The following is an 18,518-nucleotide window of genomic DNA, read 5'->3' as shown; positions in this document are numbered from 1 at the left end:
CGCCCTCCAAAGCGTCGCCTTAACGCGGCGCGACGCTTCCCGTTCAATCCGAGAGATACGTCTTCGATGACCCTGATCAAGCTGGCGGCGAATGTGACGGCAAGCGCCCTGTTGCTGGGGCTGGCGGCGTTCGGCGTGGCGGCCCTCAGCGGCATAGGACATCGCTGGGTCGACATCCTGGCCCAGTTCACGTCGCCGGTGCTGCTGGCCGCCGTCGGCGTGACCCTGATCTGTTTGATCCTGCGACTGTGGCCGGCCTCGATCGTCGGCGGGGTGGCGTGCCTGGTGCTGGCCGTTGCGGTCTGGCCCCAGTGGACGCCGAAGAAGGGCGTCCCTGTTCCGGACCAACCTATCGTGCGCGTCTATTCCGCCAATCTGTGGGTGTTCAACACCGACGTCGCGGCGATGCGCCGTTCGATCGAGGCGGCCGACGCCGACATCCTGGTGCTGGTCGAGATGGGTCAGGCGCCGGCATCGCGGCTAGATGCGCTGCTGCCGGACTATCCTCACCGCGTCCTGATCGGCCAGGCCCGCCCCGGCGACCATGCGCGGTCGATCATCGCCTCGCGCTATCCGATCCTGCAACGCCTGCCCGACCGGGCCGACGGCCTCAGCGCCGTGGGCGCGACCGTCCAGACGCCCATCGGCCCGATCAACGTCTTCGGCGTCCACCTGACCCGGCCCTGGCCCTACCAGTATCAGTGGGGCCAGATCAGCCAGGTCATGGCCCTGACCGAGCGTCGCAAGGCCGCGCCGGATCATCCGGTCATCGCCGCCGGCGATTTCAACAGCGTCTCGACCGCCCGTATCGGTCGCCAGATCCAGGCGGACATGGGGCTGATCCCCGCGCCCGGTTGGCCCGCGACCTGGCCCAGCCAGGCCCCGGCCTTCGCCGGCATCACCATCGATCAGGTCTATCGCTCCCCCGACCTGGCCCTGATCACGCGACACCTGGGCCAGCCGACGGGGTCCGACCATCGTCCGGTCGTCACCGAGTTCACCCGCGCGCAGTCGCCGCGATAAGCGCCTTCAACCGCGCCTCGTGCTCGTCGGTCGGAAAGTCGTCGGCGACCCAGCCGTCCTCGAACGCCTTGATCAGCCGACCCGTCTCAGGCCCTGCGGCGAGGCCCAAGCGCGCCAGATCGCGCCCGCCGACCGGCATCTTCGGCGGCGTCCAATCGGCGGCCAGCGAACGCAGCCGCGCGCCGTCGCCCTCGCCTGCCGCCTCGGCGCGCATCAGCCGATCCTCGAACGCCCTGCGTCCCAGCCGATAGATGGCCGCCCGCGCCTCGGCGTCGCTCATGCGCGGCGACACAGCTGGGCCGTCCCCCACGGCTGTCGCCAGTCGGTCCCGCACCGCGTTCGACAGGCGTAGAGCGCTCGCGATCCCGACCACGGCCGCCACATCTGCGGGCAGCAAAGCCGACAGCCTCATGACCGGATCGTCGGTCAGAGCGCACATCGCCTCGAACAGCGGCAAGGGCTGCACCTGCGGCAGCACCTGGGCCAGCACGCCCGTCTCGGCCATCGCCCGCACCGCGGCACGCGGATCGCGCGCCGCCAGCAGTTTCAGCAGTTCCTTGGACACCCGTTCGGCCGACAGCTGCGCCATGCCCGCCTTCAACGCCGCACAGGCCGCCAGCCCGACTGCGTCCGGCGCGCCCCGCCCGTACCAGGCGTAGAACCGGAAGAAGCGCAGGATGCGCAGATAGTCCTCGCGGATGCGCGTCTCCGCCTCGCCGACGAAGACGACCCGCCCCGCCGCAGCGTCGTCCAGCCCGCCGCCTGTCGGGTCGAACACCGTCCCGGCCGCATCGGCATAGAGGGCGTTCAGGCGGAAATCCCGCCGCGCCGCATCCTCGGCCCAGTCCTCGGTGAAGGCCACGACAGCGCGGCGTCCGTCCGTCTCGACATCCCGGCGCAGGGTCGTGATCTCATAGGGTCGCCGTTCCGACACCCCCGTCACCGTACCGTGCTCCACCCCGGTCGGCACGGCCTTCAGCCCGGCCGCCTTCAGCGCGGCAATAGTCTCTTGCGGTCTCAGCCTTGTGGCGATGTCAATGTCGTCGACCGACTGGCCCAGCAGGCTGTTGCGCACGCAGCCGCCGACGAACCGCGCGCAGCCTGGACTGCCCGCCGCCTCCAGCGCCGCCATCACCGCCCGCGTCGCCTGGCTTTCCAGCCACGGCTGTCCCGCCATCGAGACGCTCATGCGGCGTCCTCGTCCGCCGCTGCGTCGGGCGCGGCCTCATCGCCGTAAAGCCGGACGTGCAAAGCCTTCAGGATTCCCGCCGTTACGCCCCAGATGTAGCGTTCGCCCCAGGGCATGGCCCAGAACCAGCGCCGCAGCCCCTCGTCCATGTCGTAGAAGTCGCGCCTGTGGTTGGCGGCGTCCATCAGGAAGTCCCAAGGCGTCTCGAACACCTCAGCCACCTCGTCCGGCGAGGGCGTCGTGACCGGCGCCTCGCGCAACCAGCCTATCACCGGCGTCACCAGGAACCCCGTTCCCGTCTCATAGGCGTCGGACAGGCCCAGCACCTCGACCGCAGCCGGGTTCAGCGCCACCTCCTCGTCCGCCTCGCGCAGGGCCGCCTGGACGGCGTTCTCGCCGGGATCCAGCCGTCCGCCCGGAAAGGCGATCTGGCCCGTGTGCCGCGCCAAGGTGTCCGCCCGCCGCGTCAGCAGAACCGTCGCCCCCTCGGGCCGCGCCACGATCGGGATCAGCACCGCCGCCGGCCGAAGCTCCTTGGCCGTTCGCGCCGCCTGGGGGTTCAGATCGAAGTCCGACCGCGCCGCAACCAGTTCCGGCCGCCAGGTCTCGACCGGCGCCAGCCGTTCGACCAGCCGGTTTCTCAGCGTCTCCAGGCTCACGTCACAGCGCCCAGCGAAAACGCCTGGCCGCCTGACCGCACCACCAGCCGCCCATCGACCTCCTCGGCCATCTCGACCAGTTCGTAGAAGACCGGGCGTGCGATCCGCGCCCACAGGTCTCGCCGCACATGGATGCGCGGCGCCGGTTCGCCCGTCGTCGGATCGGTCTCGACCACGATGGGATCGCCCTCGCTCGCCCTCACCTCGTCCCCGACATCGGTCGTGAACACTAGGTCGTCGCCAAGACGCGTTATCGCAACGGCCCGGAACGGCAGATCCTCGACCTGGATCTTCAGCTTCTCGACCGGCGTGACCAAATGATAGCCGTCCGGGTCTTTGCGCAACACGGTCGAGAACAGCCGCACCAGTTCCTTGCGGCCGATGGGCGAGCCTTCATGCATCCAGACGCCGTCGGCGCGGATGACGATGTCGATCTCGCCGCAATGTTCGGGATGCCACAGGTGAACCGGCGGCAGCCCTTTGCCGGGCGCCTGTTTCGCCGCCTCGGCGACGGCGTTCAGTCCTGACTTGGGATCATTCATCCCTCTGACTTAAGCCCCGCAAAGCGTGCGGGAAAGGTCAGCCGATACGAACCGGTCCCAAAACCTGATCGACGCCCGTCGCCAGCCACAGGACGCGGCGGCGATCCACCGGACCCGGCAGGTTCGCCTCGGGCGCGCCGACGAAACCGAACTTCTTGAAATAGGCGGCGTCGCCGACCAGAAGCACCCCACCGACATCCAGCGTCCGCGCCTGGTCCAGACAGGCCTGCACCAGCTCAGCGCCCAGGCCGTCGCTGCGTCGCCCGGCATCCACCGCGATCGGCCCCAGGAACATGGCGGGAGTGTCTCCGATTGTCACCGGCCACAGCCGCACCGAACCGATCACCCGTCCATCCAGCCGCACGACAAAGCCCATGGCGGCCTGGGAGCCTTCGCGCAGCCGCTCGGCCGTCTTGGCGAACCGCCCCGGCCCGAAGGCGGCCATGACCAGGGCCTCCACGCCTTCGGCATCGGCCGGGGTCTCGGCTTCGATCCGGCTCAGGGCCGCAGGTATGGCGAGGGCGTGCGACATCGGCGCTCCAACAAGCGCGGGCACCTAGAAGCAAAGCTGCGCCAAATCAAGGCGCGCTGCGATGACCGTCATCCGGCCTTGGAAAAGTCCGGCGCGCGTTTTTGCGTGAAGGCCATGAAGGCCTCCATGGCTTCGGGGCTCTTCATCTGCGAGCCGAAGGCCTCGCCCTCGCGCTGCATCAGGGCCCACAGACCTTCCGCGTCACGCATCAGCCGCTTGGTCTTGCGAATGGAGTTGGGCGCGCGGGCCGCCACCCTGGCGGCCAGGTCCGCCGCCGTCGCCTCGACCTGATCGGCCGGGACCGCGCGGTTGGCGATGCCCCACGCCAGGGCCGAGCGACCGTCCAGCGGCTCGCCCAGGGCGAACAGTTCGAAGGCCCGCTGATGACCGATCACGGCCGGCAGCAGAAGGCTGGACGCCGCCTCGGGCGCCAGGGCCAGGTTGACGAAGGGCACGGACAACAGCGCGTCCTCGGCCACCACCACCAGGTCGCAGTGCAGCAGCATGGTCAGGCCGATCCCGACCGCCCGTCCCTTCACCGCCGCCACGGCCGGCTTGTCCAGGTCCGCCAACGCCTTCAGGAAGCGGAACACCGGCATCTCGCCCGGTCCCGCGCCCTGCGATCCCAGGGCGATGAAGTCCTGAATATCGTTGCCGGCCGAAAAGCTGTCGCCCTCGGCGCGCAGCAGCAGCACTCGCACCGCATCGTCGGTCCGCGCCCGCTCGGTCGCCTCGGCCAGGGCCGAATACATGGCCTGAGTGATGGCGTTCTTCTTGTCGGCCCGGTCCAGCGTGACGCTCAGGACGCCGTCGATCAGTTCGCTGCGGATATGTTGGCTCACGTCGTTTCCTCGTCCTGTTCGACGGCGGTCCACCAATCGACGCCGTTCTCGTCTCGCGTCCGCGTCGCGCGGCCGCGTCTCTCCAGATAGTTCAGATGCGCCTGGGCCTCGCCCGTGGCCATGCCCAGCACCCCGTCCCCGACCGCCCGACCGAACACGGCCGGGAAGCCGTCGATGACCCTAGACGGTTGACGCAACGTCCGCTCAAGCCGTTTCAGCGCCACTTCATGCCCGCGCTTCAAGGCGTCGAGCCGCGCATGAACGCCATAGAAGGGCTCGCCATGCGCCGGCAGGACGAAAAGCCCCTCCGGCAGCAGATCGCGCAGCCTGGCCAGCGAGTCCATCCAGTCGCCCAGCGGATCGGCGTCCGGCTCCGTCGACCAGACCGAGACGTTCGACGATATGCGCGGCAGGATCTGATCGCCGGCAATGAAGACGTCGTCCGAGCGTCGCCACAGGCAGACATGTTCGGGGCTGTGGCCCGATCCGACCACCACGGTCCAGTCGTCGCCGTCGATGCTCAGGGCGTCGCCGTCCGACAGCCGGCGGTAGCTGCGCGGCATCGGACTCACTCCCTTCGCGAACCCGCCATAGTCCGCGCGCCAGCGTTCGATCTGGACCTCGTCCCACCCCGCCGCACGATAGAAGACCTCGCCGTCGGCCGGCGCATCGCCCGCCTGCTCGGCCATCAGCATCCGACCGGTGATGTATTCGATCTGCGACATCAGCAGGGGAGCGCCCATCCGTTCGCACAGCCAGCCGGCCAGGCCGATATGGTCGGGGTGCATATGGGTGCAGATCAGCCGCGTCACCGGCCGCCCCTCCAAGGGCCCCGCCAGCGCCGTTTCCCAGGCGGCGATGGAGCCGCGCGTGTTCAATCCGGTGTCGATCACGACCCAGCCCTCGGCGTCGCGGATCGCATAGACGTTCACATGATCCAACTGGAACGGCAGGGCGAACCGTAGCCACAACACCCCGCGCGCAACCTCGATCGCCTCGCCAGGCTCCGGCACGGTTTCGAAAGGATAGGTCAGGCCCCTTGCGTCCTTCGCCGCCGTCGTTCGCGTGCTGCCGTCGGCCAAGTCAGTCTCCAATCGAAACGCGCAGACACTAGCCTCAGTCCGGCCTCAGCGTCCACACTCGCCTTGACCGCGCTCGAATACAGCGCCACGAAGTGATCATGCATTCAGAACGCCAAGGTGTTTCCATGAAGTCCCGTCTCGTCGCCGCTGCTGCGGCGCTCCTGTTCAGCGCCTTTGCAGTCGCTCCTGCTACCGCACAAGATCCGAACAACATGGGGACCGGCAATGGCCCCGCAGGTTCGCGAAACGGCATCGATGCGCCCAGTGAACGAGTGATGCCATCGCGCACTCAGCGCCCCAGCAACAACCAGCCGCGTCGGGAACGCCAGCCCGCACCCCCGACGCCCGAGCAAATTCTGGCGTCTGCGCAGGAACAGGCCACCCTGGCCAACACGAACTGTCAGGTCAGCGAAGCCAAGCTGCTGGGACAGACTGCAGAGAAAACCTCCGTTTATGAGGTCGCCTGCGCCACCGGTCCGGGATTCATCCTTGAATCAAAGACGCCGCCGACCGTGACCAGCTGTATTTCTCTCGCCTATTCTGCGCGCGTCGCGCGCGAACGTGATCCTGCCGCAGATGTCGGTCTGCAGTGCACGATCACCGCAAATACGGACACGGACAAGTTTCTGCGCGAGTACGCCCAGCAAGCGGGCGTCCCCTGCGCAGTTGATCAAACCAAGGTTCTCGGCCAGTCGAACGGCGGCGTTGTCGTTTACGAAATCGGTTGCTCCGACGGTCCGGGATTCTGGATCAAGCAAGAAGCAGGCGCTTGGAACAAGACTCCGTGCATTCAGGTGCTGGCGGAGAACGGCACCTGCGAATTCACCACCCCGGCGGAGAACGCAGCCTATGTGAAGACTCTTTTGGCTGGTTCGGAAGCGGCATCCTGCAATGTCACCGAAGCCCGCCTGATGGGCCAGAACGCCAACGGCACATTTTATGAAGCCAAGTGCGACGGCGCAGACGGGGTGATCGCCCGCTTGAACGCCGAAAACGCCGTCCAGCAAATCTATCCCTGCGCCACGGCCCAGCGAATCGGCGGCGGCTGCAAGCTGACGACGGCTCCGGCCGCTGCGGCTGCGCCGGCCGGCGGTCGCCCGTAAGCGAAGCCACAGACTGAGCGAAGGGCCGTCGGAGCGATCCGGCGGCCCTTTTGTTTTGCGCGGCCTCTTTTCCGAAACCGTGACGCGCCCTACCGTCGCCGTCATGCGCATCGCCACCTGGAACGTGAACTCCGTCAACGCCCGCCTGCCCACCGTGCTGGCGTGGCTGGAGCAGGCCGCCCCCGACGTCGCCTGTTTTCAGGAGATCAAATGCGTGGACGAGAAGTTCCCGCGCGAGGCCTTCGAGAGCCTGGGCTACAATGTCGAGACCCACGGTCAGAAGAGCTACAACGGCGTCGCCCTGCTGTCGAAATACCCGCTGTCCGACATCCGGCGCGGTCTGCCCGGCGACGACGCGGACGAACAGGCCCGCTATATCGAGGCTCTGGTCGAGGCGCCCCGGCCCATCCGCGTCGGGGCCATCTATTTGCCCAACGGCAATCCGATCGGGACCGAAAAGTTCGCCTATAAACTGGCCTGGTTCGAGCGTCTGAACCGCCACGCCCGCGACCTGCTGGCGTTCGAAGAGCCGCTGGCCCTGTGCGGCGACTATAACGTCATCCCGGAAGCCGAGGACGCCAAGAACCCCGCTGCCTGGACCGACGACGCCCTGTTCCAGCCCCAGAGCCGCCAGGCCTTCCGCGCGCTGAAGAACCTGGGCCTGGCGGACGCGCATGAGATCGGCGGCGAACCGTCGGGAACCTACACCTTCTGGGACTATCAGGCCGGCGCCTGGCAGCGCGATCACGGCATCCGCATCGACTTCGCCCTGCTGTCGCCCCAGGCGGCCGACCGGTTCCGGGGCATTGAAACGCATCGCGACGCCCGCGACATGGACAAGCCCAGCGACCACGTCCCCGTCGTGGTCGATCTCGATCTCGCCAGAGACGGGGAGGCCTGACGCCCATGGCCGACGCCTTGCGGGTGGTTCTGTTGATCGCCCTGGCGGCGGCCCTGCTGACGACGCTGGCCCTGGCCCTGTCGTGGTGGATGGAGCCGCCGCGTCGCCTGCACCGCGCCATGCTCAAGACCCTGGGCGCCGCGCCCGAGGTCGAGGCCCTGTCGCCGGGCGAGGGCCGCGCCTGCGCGCTCAACTTCGACATCGAACAGGTGGTCGTGCTGTGGGCCAACGGCGCCCACGGCCTGGTCTATGCTTTCGACGAGGTCGATGGCGGCGAGATCATCGTCGACGGCCATGTCGTCGCCCGCGTCCGTCGGGGCGAGGCGCGCAAGTCGCTGGACGTCCTGGTCCCCGACGCCGAACAGGTGGTGCTGCGCCTGATGTTCGCCGACGCCCGTCATCCCGAGTTCGAACTGGCCCTGTGGGACGCCGCCCTGCCCGCCCAGACCGGCTCGCCCGGCGAGGCTCTGCGTCTCGGGCGGCGCTGGCTGTCGCACCTTGAAGCCCTGCTGAAGGGCTGAGTTGCGACAGGGCCTTTCGGTCGCCGCGATGGGGCGCTAGAAGCCCCGCTCATTCCTGAAGACACGCCTTTATCAAGGAGGCCGCCTTGGCCCGCCTTTTCGACGCCTATATCGTCGCCGACTGGACCGCAGCCGAAACCAAGAAGCTCGGCGACACCTCGCTTTGGATCGGCGTGGCCAAGCGCGACGTGCGGTTCCGCCTCTATACCGAGACGCACAATGTCGCGACCCGCGCCGAGGGCGAGGCCCTGCTGGCGTCCATCCTGGCGGACCACAGGAAGCGCGGAGACCGGGTGCTGGTCGGGCTGGACTTCAACTTCGGCTATCCCGTCGGCACGGCCGCGCGGCTGAAGCTTGACGGAACCCCGTGGCAGGCGATGTGGAAGTTCATCGCCTCGAACGTCGTGGACAAGGCCGACAACACCAACAACCGCTATCAGGTCGCGGCCAAGATGAACCGACTGATGACGGATGAGGCCTGGCCGCTGTGGGGCGCCCCGGCCAAACAGGCCCAACGCTGGCTGACCACGACCAAGCCTCCGGTTGGATCGTGCGCCGACATCCCCGAGTTCCGCGCCACCGAGAACGCCGCCCGCAAGGGCCGGCTTCAGCCCAAGAGCGTGTGGCAGATGCACGGCGCCGGCGCCGTGGGCGGCCAGACCCTGGTCGGGATCCCGGCCGTGCGGCGGCTGCTGGAAAGCCTCGGCCCGTCCGGCGCCGTATGGCCCTTCGGCACCGGCTGGCGCGAACTGACGCCCGACGACGTCGAGCCCCTGTCCGCACTGGTCGTCGAGGTCTGGCCCTCGATGCATGAGACCAAGCCGAACGAGGGTGAGTTCAAGGACCAGGCCCAGGTCCGCTCGACCGCCGAGGCCCTGGCTCACATGGACGAGGCCGGTGATCTGGCCAAGGCCTTCGGCCCGCCCAAGGACGCGACGCCCGAGCTGATCGCACAGGTCGAGCAGGAAGAAGGCTGGATCCTGGGCGTCTGAATCAGGCGGCGGCCTGCACACCCTGCATCGCGTCGGAGACGGCGCGAATCAGGGCCTCCGCCGCCACCGGCTTGGACACCGCGCCGCAGAAGCCCTGGGCCAGCAGCTCCGCCTCCATCCCCTCGCCGGCGTCCGCCGTATAGGCCAGGATCGGGGTCAGGCGGTTGGGGCCAGAACCTCCGCGAATCCGGTTCAGGGCCTCGCCCCCGCCCATCTTCGGCATCCGCAGATCCATCAGGATCACGTCAAAGACCGCGCATTCGGCGCGCTCGACCGCGTCGGCGCCGTCCACCGCATGCTCGACCGTCGCGCCCATGCCGCTCAGGAAGGCGCGGGCCAGTTCACGATTGGCGGGATGGTCGTCGGCGACCAGCACGCGCAGACCCCCGACATCTGCGCCGCTCATCGGCCGGGCGCCGACCGCGACCTCTTCTTCTGCAGCGGGCGCCGGGATTTCGAACCAGAAGACGCTGCCCTTCCCCTCGACGCTGTCGGCGCCGATGGCGCCGTTCATGGCTTCCACCAAGCCCTTGCAGATGGCCAGGCCCAGGCCGGTGCCGCCGTGCGAGCGCGTCTGCGATCCGTCCACCTGGGAGAAGCGGCGGAACAGTTGGTCCAGCTTGTCGGCGGCGATGCCGTCGCCCGTGTCATGCACCGCGACGTGCAGCCGTTCGTCGGCGGCGCTCCAGCGCACGGCCAAGCGCACGCCGCCCCGGCTGGTGAACTTCACCGCATTGCCAATGAGGTTCAGCAGGATCTGGCGCAAACGGTCGGGGTCGGCGACGATCGAAGATCGATCCGTGGTCAGTTCAAGCTCCAGATCCAGATCCTTGGCGCCGGCCTGGGGCGTGAACAGTTCCAGGGTCGAACGCGCCAGGGTCTCGATATCGGTCGCCTCGGGTCGAATGGCGACCTGCCCGGCCTCTAGCTTTGAAAAGTCCAGGATGTCGTTGACCGTGCACAACAGGGCGCGGCCTGCATTGTCGACCCGGCCGACATAGTTGCGCACCAGGTCCGGCAACGGCTGTTCCAGCGTCAGGCCGGTGAAGCCGATGATGCTGGTCAGGGGCGTGCGCAGCTCGTGGCTCATATTGGCCAGGAACTCGGCCTTCACGGCGGCGGAGGCTTCGGCCTCGGCGCGGGCCTGTTCCAGTTGCACCTCCAGCGCCTTGCGGCGCGAGATGTCGCGGATGACGACCACGGTCTCGACCGGTCGGCCGGTCTTGTCGCGCACCAACTGCATCCGGGTCTCGCACCATACCGGGTGGCCGTCACGGTACAGAAGACGGTTCTCCAGGGTCGCCGAACCTCGACCGCGCGCCATCTGGGCGAAGGTCTCGGCCAGACGAATACGGTCGTCGGGATGAACGAAGGATTCGGCCGTCCGTCCCGCCATCTCGTGCGGCTTCCAACCCAGCAATCGCTCGACGGCCGGGGAGATATAGTTGGAATGCCCATCCAGTTGAATGCGAGCGATGACGTCGGCGGCGTTGTCGGCCAACAGCTTGAACTGATTGTGGCTGCGCGCCAGCGCGTCCATGGCCGCGCGCTGGTCGGTCACATCCTGAAACACGCCGAACATGGCCAAAGGCTTGCCGTCCGGCGAGAACTCTGCGGCGCCCTTGCTGACAACTTGGCGAACGGCGCCGTCATTGCGGCGGATGCACATATCCAGCTCGAACGGGCCCTCCCCCTGCAGCGTTTGCTGCCATTTTTCTTCCAGCAATGCGCGTTCGGCTTCGGGATAGAAGGCTGTCGCCGTCTCGAAATCGGGCGAGAAAGTCTCGGGTGAGACATCGTGAATCTTGTAGACCTGGTCCGACCAGAAGATAGCCGGATCGGCCACGTCCACGCGCCAGTGTCCGACGCCGGACAAGGCCTCGATCATGCTCAGCATATGCTGCTGCTCGCCGCGCTGACGTTCGGCGCGCGCGCGTTCCAGTTCCGCCACCACCAACCGCGCCAGGCCGCGTAACCGATCAAGCGTCGCATCATCCGGTCGCGGTCGGACCCGAGTATCGATAACGCACAGCGTGCCGTAGTTTGCCCCATCCGATCCCGTCAGCAGGGCGCCGACGTAGAAGCGGACGTGTGGCTCGCCCGTCACGAACGGGTTGTGCGCGAAGCGAACATCCTGCGTCGCATCCTCGACCACCATCACTTCGTTGGCAGGCAGATCGAGCGCGTAGGTGCAGAAGGATACATCGCGAGGTGTCGAGCAGCCGTCCATGCCGATGTTGGCCTTGAACCACTGAATATCCTCGTCCAGCAGCGTCACCAAGGCGATGGGACAGTCCAGAAGATGCGCCGCCAGATTCGCGGCCGCTTCAGTCGCCGCATCGCCCTCTGCACCCACAGCATGCAACGAGCGAACACTGGAGAGACGCTGGCTTTCGTTCATCGACGCGGCACCCGGATACTGACTAGGCCCGAAAATGCGCGAACTTGCCTACTTTAACGTTACCTAACGGTAGGTAAGTTTCCTGATTTCAGCCTATCAAGGCCCGCGCCGCCGCGCGCGCCTCGTCGGTGATCTCGGCGCCGGACAGCATGCGCGCGATCTCTTCCTGACGGCGCTGGTCGTCCAGGGTGACGACCGTGGTGGTCGTCAGGCCGTCGCGGTCGGCCTTCATCACCTTCCAGTGGGCGTGACCGCGCGACGCCACCTGGGGGCTGTGGGTCACCACCAGCACCTGGGCGCCGTTCGACAGGCGTTTCAGGCGCGAGCCGACGGCCTCGGCCACGGCCCCGCCCACGCCCTGGTCCACTTCGTCGAAGATCATCACCGGCTGGCGCATGTCTTCGCGGCTGGCCAGGGCGGCCTTCATCGCCAAGGCGAAGCGGGCCAGTTCGCCGCCTGAAGCGATGGCGTCCAGCGGGCCGAAGTCGGTTCCGGCGTTGGTGGCGATCTGGAAGCGGACGGTCTCGACCCCGTCGGGGCCGCGCCGGCCCTCGATCGGCTCCAGCGCCACGCGGAAACGCGCCCGCTCCAGCTTCAGCGGACCCAGTTCGCCCATGACGGCGGCGGTCAGACGGTCGGCGGCGGCCTCGCGCGCCGAGGTCAGGAAGGTGGCGGCCAGATCGTAGGATTCGGCGGCCTCGGAGGCCTCACGCCCCGCATTGGTCAGGGCTTCTTCGCCGTCCTCGATCAAGCGAAGCTGCTCGCGTAGACGGATGCGAAGGCTCGGCAAGGCATCGACCGTGGTGTTCAGCTTGCGGGCGGCGGCGCGCAGGGCGAACAGCCGCTCCTCGGCCTTGTCCAGTCGCCCCGGCTCGTAATCGAAGGCCCCAGCGGCGGCGTCCACGGCGGCGACGGCCTCCGCCGCCTCGACCATGGTGCGGTCGATGGCGTCGACGGCGGCAGACAGTTTCAGGATGACGGGGTGATCCCCCTCGGCCCCCGCCTGCCCCGCTCGCTGCCGCGCATGCTCGACGGCGCGCAAGGCCGCGCCCAGCTTCTGGCTCAGCTTGTCGCCGCCCAGTTGGGTGCGGGCGTCGGCCAGGTCGGCGATGGCTTTTTCGGCGGCGCCCAGCAGGGCCCGCTCGCCCGCCAGCTCCGTCTCCTCGTCGGCGCGCGGATCCAGCGCGTCCAGTTCGGACAGGTTGAGCGTGATCTCCTCGACGCGCGCGGCGGCGTCGGCCGCCTGCGCCTTGAGCTCCGCCAGCTTCGCCTCGGCGGCCTTCAGCTTGGTCGAGGCCGCCGCGACCGCCAGCAGTTGCGGCTGCAAGCCGCCATAGGCGTCCAGCGAGCCGCGATGGGTGCGCCAATCCAGCAGGCCGACCGTCTCGTGCTGTCCATGCACCTCGACCAGGGCCGCGCCGATCTCGCGCAGGGCCGTGACTCCGGCGGGCTGGTCGTTGACATAGGCCCGGCTGCGACCGTCGGCGCCCAGCACCCGTCGCAGGATCAACTCCTCGCCCGCCTGAACCTCAAAGCCCCGGTCGGCAATCAGGGCCAGAAGATCGGGATCGTCGGGTGCGGAGAAGACGGCGGTGGCGACGGCCTGTTTCGCGCCATGCCTGACCAGGCCGGCATCGCCCCGCCCGCCCAGCGCCAGGCCCAGCGCGTCCAGAATGATCGACTTGCCGGCCCCGGTCTCGCCGGTCAGCACGGTCAAGCCGCTCTCGACTTCGAGATCGAGCGCATCCACCAGGACGACATCGCGAATTGAAAGGGCGGTCAGCATCGGTTCAGGCGCCGGAACGAATCATGACCGACAGAATCCCGATACCGGCCGCATTGCACAAGCCGTTGCGTGATCAGCCCGGAATGATCCGTTGCAGCCAGCTCTCGCGCTTGCCTTCCGGGGCCTTCTCCGGCGTCTGGCCATTCTCGGTCAGAAGGGCGTAGGCCTCGGCGTACCAGGGGCTGCCGGGGAAGTTGTAGCCCAGAACGGCGCCGTTGCGGGTCGCCTCTTCCTTCAGGCCCAGCTGCAGGTTCACCTCGACCAGGCGATACAGGGCCTCAGGCGTGTGCGAGGTGCGCTGGAAATCAGGGTTGGCGATGACTGACTTGTAGCGGTTCACCGCCGCCAGCGGCTGGTTGGCGCGCTGATAGTAGCGGCCGATGTTCATTTCCTTGCCAGCCAGCTGGTCGTTGACCATGTCGATCTTGACCGCGGCGTCCGAGGCATAGGGCGTGCCCGGATAGCGGCGCGATACGTCTTTCAGACCCGCCAGGGCGGCGGTGGCGTAACCCTGATCGCGTCCCACGTCCGTGATCTGCTCGAAGTTGCAGACCGCCTTCATGTAGAAGGCATAGGACGCCGACGGATTGCCGGGGAACAGGGCGATGAAACGATCGGCCGCCGCGATGGCGTCGGCATAGGCGTTGTTCTGATAGTAGGCGTAGACCTGCATCAGGATCGCGCGGCGCGCCCAGTCCGAATAGGGGTGCTGGCGTTCGACTTCCTGGAAATAGTCGACGGCGTCGGACCAGCGGCGCTGCTGCAAGCGCTCATAGCCGGTGTTGTACAGAGCCTCGACCGGACGTTCTTCATAGGCAAGGCGCGGGCGATCTCTGCCGGCGCAGCCTGAAATCGTCACTGCGGCGATCGCCGCGGCCATCAGCACCATGCCGGAACGGAACTTAGAAGCGGACAAGGACGACCCCATGACGTGTGAAGAAAGGCCTGAAAGCCGTTCCCCCGGAAACCAACGCGGCGACCTCTAGCACCCGCAACCGAGCCGCGCCATGCCGAGTAAATCTCAGCGTATGACTTGCCCTGCCCGGCTCCACTGGTAAAGAGCGCGCCAACCGACCGCCGTTCATGGGGGGCGGATGACGGCGAAAGGATGACCGGCCGATGAAGCTGCTCTCAGGCAACTCCAACCGCGCACTGTCCCAGGCGATCGCCGACCACCTGGATGCGCCGCTCACCAAGGCCCAGGTCAAGCGGTTCGCCGACAACGAAGTCTTCGCCATCATCGAGGAAAACGTGCGCGGCGAGGATGTCTTCATCCTGCAGTCGACCTCCTATCCGGCCAACGACAACCTGATGGAGCTGCTGATCATCACCGACGCCCTGGTGCGAGCGTCGGCGCGGCGGATCACGGCCGTCATCCCCTATTTCGGCTATGCGCGTCAGGATCGTAAGACCGGCGGCCGCACGCCGATCTCGGCCAAACTGGTCGCCAATCTGATCACCCGCGCCGGCGCCGACCGCGTCCTGACGATGGATCTGCACGCCGGCCAGATCCAGGGCTTCTTCGACATTCCGACCGACAACCTGGTGGCCACGCCCGTATTGGCGCAGGACATCAGGGATAAGTACGCCCGCGGCGACGACCTGATGATCGTCTCGCCCGACGTCGGCGGCGTGGTGCGCGCCCGCTCGCTGGCCAGCCGCCTGGACGCCGACCTGGCCATCGTCGACAAGCGCCGACCAAAGGCGGGCGAGAGCGAGGTCATGAACATCATCGGCGACGTTCAGGGCCGCCGCTGCATTCTGTTCGACGACATCGTCGATTCGGGCGGCACCCTGGTCAACGCCGCCAAGGCCCTGATCGACCAGGGCGCGACCGAGGTCTCGGCCTACATCAGCCACGGCGTCCTGTCCGGCCCGGCCGTCCAGCGGATCACCGACGGCCCGCTGAAGGAGCTGGTGATCACCAACTCCATCGAGCAACCCCACGAAGTTTTGAACTGCCCGAAAATCCGAACGGTTTCCGTGGCTCCGCTAGTTGGTGAAGCTATCCGACGGATCGCGAACGAGGAATCGGTTTCGAAGCTGTTCGATTAACCTTCGGATAACCATAGGGACCGCCTTATAAGCGCCAACAGTGTTGGCGCTTTGTGCGCGCGTGATCGCCTGAGGAAGTCTTCATGAAATCGGCCCCCCTGAGCCGCGGCCTCTCCGCCGCCGCCCTCGCCGTCGCCGTCCTGCTCGCCAGTTGCGAGAGCGGACCGTCGAAGGCTGAGCTGGAAGCCCAGCGCCTTGCAGCCGAACTGGCCGCCCGCAAACCGGCGCCCGTGTCGCTGAACCAGGGCGTGGCGGACGCCGCATCCATCTACGTCGCCTTCCTGCGCGAAGCGCAAACGATTCAGCCTGGCGGGTTCCCCGACCCGGAATCGATCCAGGTCGCCCTGCGCAAGGGTTCAGCCTATGACGCCGACCAGCTGTCGCGCGGCCTGATCGCCTATGGCGCCATCATCGCCCTGCAGTCGCCCGAGTTCGTCGCCGGCGTGCAGCAGTTCTCAGTCGATCCGGCCCAGCGTCAGCAGATGGTCGCCCAAATCGTCGCCGACCCGGCCTACGCCGCCTCACTGCCGGGCGCCGACGCCGCCGCAGGCCTGATCTCCGCGACCATCGGCAAGGATGCGATCGCCATGCGCGCCATCGCCGAGGCCATCGAGCAGGACGCCTACACCATTCAGGGCCGCAGCGATCCGCGCCGCCGCTGGGCCGTTGTGCCGATCCCGAACCGCGAAATCCGGCTGGAAAGCGCCAAGACCCTGTCCGCCGTGACGATGCTGCCGTCCGCCCAGGAAGCCAGCCAGTTGTTCGCCGCCGCCAACAGCGGCACGGGCCTGGGCCTGGCGGCGTCGCGCAAGGGCCCGCCCTATACGCCCGCCGTCGTTCGCTCGCTGGCCATCGCGGCCCTCGGTGCCCTCGGCGCAGGCGGCGACGAGGCGCGCGTCAACACCGAGGCCCTGACGCGCGAACCGAACAGTGAGTTCTGCATGGACATGTCCAAGCTGATGCTGTTCCAATGCCTGGCCGCCTCGCGCCCCAGCTATGAGGACATCTTCTGCCTGGGCCGTCACGTCACCCGCGACCTGGCCACCTGCACGACCGAGGCGACCCAGATCACCACCATCGTCGTCGGCGATCCGCAGGAAACCGGAGCCGCCCCGGCGCGCACCCCCATCTCCGTCACCGTGCCGCAAGCGACGCCTGTCCCGACATCGGCGGCAGCGGCAACCACCCAGTCGCTGAACACGACGCCGACCGGCCCGCGCTAAACAGCGTCCACAACGACACAAGGCCCGCTCCGATCGCTCGGGGCGGGCCTTTTTCTTTGGGCGAACGGCCTATTCGTAACCGTGCGCCGCCTCATTGATTACCTGAGACGGCATGGACGAGAAGTCCACGGCGACCGGCGTCGCAGTCTTGGCCTGATAGGTCCGCAGCACGTGCGTCATGCGACGGCGTACCTCTCGCTCGGCCTCGGTGCCGGTGTCGAGCGCCAGGGGCGCCAGGCAGAAGTCGATGATGGCTTCGGTTCGGGTCAGCGGTTCCATTTGGGCGGTTCCTTTTCGGGTTAAGCCGCGTGAGTGAACTGGGCGGTCTCGGTCGAGTCCTTCAGCGCAGTCGTCGAAGACGTGCCGTTGGAGATGACCGTGGCGACCTGATCGAAATAGCCGGTGCCGACTTCGCGCTGGTGGCGCGTGGCGGTGTAGCCGATGGCCTCGTTGGCGAACTCGCGCTGCTGCAGCTCCGAATAGGCCGCCATGCCGCGATCGCGATAACCGTCCGCCAGCTCGAACATCGAATTGTTCAGGCTGTGGAAGCCCGCCAGGGTCACGAACTGGAACTTGTAGCCCATGGCCCCCAGCTCGCGCTGGAACTTGGCGATGGTGGCGTCATCCAGCTTGGCCTTCCAGTTGAAGGACGGCGAACAGTTGTAGGCCATCAGCTTGCCTGGATGCTTTTTCTGCACGGCTTCCGCGAACTTCTTCGCGTCGTCCAGATCCGGATGCGAGGTCTCCCACCACAACAGGTCGGCGATGTTGGCGTAGGACAGGCCGCGCGCGATGCAGTGGTCCAGCCCCGTGCCTTCCTTCAGACGGAAGAAGCCCTCAGGCGTGCGGTTGTCGCGGTCGATGAAGGGTTGGTCCCGCTCGTCGATGTCCGAAGTGATCAGCTGGGCGCTTTCGGCGTCGGTGCGGGCGACCGTGATGGTCGGCGTGCCCATGACGTCGGCGGCCAGACGCGCGGCGACCAGATTGCGCTCATGCGCCTGAGTCGGGATCAGGACCTTGCCGCCCAGGTGGCCGCACTTCTTCTCCGACGCCAGCTGGTCCTCGAAGTGGACGCCGGCGGCGCCCGCCTCGATGAATGCCTTCATGATCTCGAAGCTGTTCAGCGGACCGCCGAAGCCGGCTTCGGCGTCGGCGACGATGGGCACGAACCAGTCGCGCTTGGCGCCGCCCTCGGCGTGCTCGATCTGGTCGGCGCGTTGGAGGGTGCGGTTGATACGGCGGCACAGCTCCGGCGCGGCGTTGGCCGGGTACAGCGACTGATCCGGATACATGGCACCGGCCGTATTGGCGTCGGCGGCGACCTGCCAGCCCGACAGATAGATGGCCTTCAGCCCCGCGCGGACCATCTGCATGGCCTGGTTGCCGGTGACGGCGCCCAGGGCGTTGATGAAGGGCTCGTCGTTCAGCAGCTGCCACAGGCGGTTGGCGCCGCGTTCGGCCAGGGTATGGGTGACCGGCACCGAGCCGCGCAGGCGCAGGACGTCCTCCGGCGTATAGGGGCGCTCGATGCCGTCGAAACGGCCGGCGGGCGAAGGAACCAGATCGGCGAAGGTGGTCATGGTCGAACTCGGTCTCTGAAGGGCGCGGCCGTAGCCGCCGTCTCGGAGACAAGAACACGTTGAAGTCACGAATGACACAGAATCCCC

General features: G+C 67.5%; 18 protein-coding genes. 7 read left to right on the top strand and 11 right to left on the bottom strand.

Going from position 1 to position 18,518, the window contains the following annotated elements; translation table 11 throughout:
• Window positions 1-66 precede the first annotated feature (66 nt).
• The gene (locus ACP693_RS07300; protein WP_426017802.1) at window positions 67-1,023 is read left to right on the top strand and encodes an endonuclease/exonuclease/phosphatase family protein; all 957 of its coding nucleotides are present in this window, start codon (window positions 67-69) and stop codon (window positions 1,021-1,023) included.
• On the opposite strand, the gene ACP693_RS07295 is transcribed toward ACP693_RS07300, so the two are convergent.
• The 6 genes from ACP693_RS07295 to ACP693_RS07270 all read right to left on the bottom strand — a co-directional run bounded on the left by ACP693_RS07295 (window position 998) and on the right by ACP693_RS07270 (window position 5,869).
• Window positions 998-2,212, bottom strand: a complete 1,215-nt coding sequence (locus ACP693_RS07295; protein WP_426017804.1) for a CCA tRNA nucleotidyltransferase — start codon at window positions 2,210-2,212, stop codon at window positions 998-1,000. The genes ACP693_RS07300 and ACP693_RS07295 overlap by 26 nt on opposite strands.
• A complete protein-coding gene (locus ACP693_RS07290) occupies window positions 2,209-2,871 on the bottom strand; it encodes a CoA pyrophosphatase (RefSeq protein ID WP_426017806.1) in 663 nt (220 codons plus the stop codon). The genes ACP693_RS07295 and ACP693_RS07290 overlap by 4 nt, the downstream gene beginning before the upstream one ends.
• Window positions 2,868-3,413 (bottom strand): DUF1285 domain-containing protein, encoded by a 546-nt coding sequence (locus ACP693_RS07285; protein WP_426017808.1) that lies wholly within the window; start codon window positions 3,411-3,413, stop codon window positions 2,868-2,870. The genes ACP693_RS07290 and ACP693_RS07285 overlap by 4 nt, the downstream gene beginning before the upstream one ends.
• 37 nt (window positions 3,414-3,450) lie before the next feature.
• Window positions 3,451-3,945 (bottom strand): GNAT family N-acetyltransferase, encoded by a 495-nt coding sequence (locus ACP693_RS07280; protein WP_426017809.1) that lies wholly within the window; start codon window positions 3,943-3,945, stop codon window positions 3,451-3,453.
• Between the two features lie 68 nt (window positions 3,946-4,013).
• Window positions 4,014-4,787, bottom strand: coding sequence for an enoyl-CoA hydratase (locus ACP693_RS07275; RefSeq protein WP_426017810.1), 774 nt, complete (start codon window positions 4,785-4,787; stop codon window positions 4,014-4,016).
• Window positions 4,784-5,869, bottom strand: coding sequence for an MBL fold metallo-hydrolase (locus ACP693_RS07270; RefSeq protein ID WP_426017812.1), 1,086 nt, complete (start codon window positions 5,867-5,869; stop codon window positions 4,784-4,786). The genes ACP693_RS07275 and ACP693_RS07270 overlap by 4 nt, the downstream gene beginning before the upstream one ends.
• A 125-nt stretch (window positions 5,870-5,994) precedes the next feature.
• Here ACP693_RS07270 and ACP693_RS07265 point away from each other — a divergent pair, with 125 nt between their 5' ends.
• From ACP693_RS07265 to ACP693_RS07250, 4 genes are all read left to right on the top strand, one after another.
• Window positions 5,995-6,972, top strand: coding sequence for a hypothetical protein (locus ACP693_RS07265; protein ID WP_426017814.1), 978 nt, complete (start codon window positions 5,995-5,997; stop codon window positions 6,970-6,972).
• Between the two features lie 103 nt (window positions 6,973-7,075).
• Window positions 7,076-7,873, top strand: coding sequence for an exodeoxyribonuclease III (gene xth / locus ACP693_RS07260; protein WP_426019608.1), 798 nt, complete (start codon window positions 7,076-7,078; stop codon window positions 7,871-7,873).
• A gap of 5 nt (window positions 7,874-7,878) precedes the next feature.
• Complete coding sequence (locus tag ACP693_RS07255) at window positions 7,879-8,394, top strand: hypothetical protein (protein ID WP_426017816.1); 516 nt, start codon at window positions 7,879-7,881, stop codon at window positions 8,392-8,394.
• A gap of 86 nt (window positions 8,395-8,480) precedes the next feature.
• Window positions 8,481-9,386 (top strand): cobalamin biosynthesis protein CbiG, encoded by a 906-nt coding sequence (locus ACP693_RS07250; RefSeq protein ID WP_426017817.1) that lies wholly within the window; start codon window positions 8,481-8,483, stop codon window positions 9,384-9,386.
• A 1-nt stretch (window position 9,387) separates the two neighbouring features.
• Here ACP693_RS07250 and ACP693_RS07245 read toward each other — a convergent pair whose 3' ends face one another.
• The 3 genes from ACP693_RS07245 to ACP693_RS07235 form a co-directional block, all read right to left on the bottom strand.
• On the bottom strand, window positions 9,388-11,787 hold the full coding sequence (locus tag ACP693_RS07245; RefSeq protein WP_426017819.1) for a PAS domain-containing protein: 2,400 nt from the start codon (window positions 11,785-11,787) through the stop codon (window positions 9,388-9,390).
• A gap of 88 nt (window positions 11,788-11,875) precedes the next feature.
• Complete coding sequence (gene recN, locus ACP693_RS07240) at window positions 11,876-13,573, bottom strand: DNA repair protein RecN (RefSeq protein ID WP_426017821.1); 1,698 nt, start codon at window positions 13,571-13,573, stop codon at window positions 11,876-11,878.
• Window positions 13,574-13,646: 73 nt separating this feature from the next.
• The gene (locus ACP693_RS07235) at window positions 13,647-14,501 is read right to left on the bottom strand and encodes an outer membrane protein assembly factor BamD (RefSeq protein WP_426017823.1); all 855 of its coding nucleotides are present in this window, start codon (window positions 14,499-14,501) and stop codon (window positions 13,647-13,649) included.
• Between the two features lie 191 nt (window positions 14,502-14,692).
• Between ACP693_RS07235 and ACP693_RS07230 the strand changes: the two genes are divergently transcribed.
• Together ACP693_RS07230 and ACP693_RS07225 are read left to right on the top strand one after the other, a co-directional pair.
• The gene (locus tag ACP693_RS07230; protein ID WP_426017825.1) at window positions 14,693-15,628 is read left to right on the top strand and encodes a ribose-phosphate pyrophosphokinase; all 936 of its coding nucleotides are present in this window, start codon (window positions 14,693-14,695) and stop codon (window positions 15,626-15,628) included.
• Between the two features lie 83 nt (window positions 15,629-15,711).
• A complete protein-coding gene (locus tag ACP693_RS07225; RefSeq protein WP_426017827.1) occupies window positions 15,712-16,851 on the top strand; it encodes a hypothetical protein in 1,140 nt (379 codons plus the stop codon).
• Window positions 16,852-16,920: 69 nt separating this feature from the next.
• Here the strand turns inward: ACP693_RS07225 and ACP693_RS07220 are convergent, their stop codons facing one another.
• Together ACP693_RS07220 and aceA are read right to left on the bottom strand one after the other, a co-directional pair.
• Window positions 16,921-17,130 (bottom strand): hypothetical protein, encoded by a 210-nt coding sequence (locus ACP693_RS07220; RefSeq protein ID WP_066550777.1) that lies wholly within the window; start codon window positions 17,128-17,130, stop codon window positions 16,921-16,923.
• A gap of 20 nt (window positions 17,131-17,150) precedes the next feature.
• Entirely contained in the window at window positions 17,151-18,431 is a 1,281-nt protein-coding gene (aceA, locus tag ACP693_RS07215; RefSeq protein ID WP_426017829.1) for an isocitrate lyase, read from the bottom strand.
• Between the last annotated feature and the right edge of the window lie 87 nt (window positions 18,432-18,518).

Source organism: Brevundimonas sp. TWP1-3, from assembly GCF_049896085.1.
Taxonomy (GTDB): domain Bacteria; phylum Pseudomonadota; class Alphaproteobacteria; order Caulobacterales; family Caulobacteraceae; genus Brevundimonas.
Note: the sequence above shows the minus strand (reverse complement) of the source record. Positions and strands in the feature narration are given on the sequence as shown.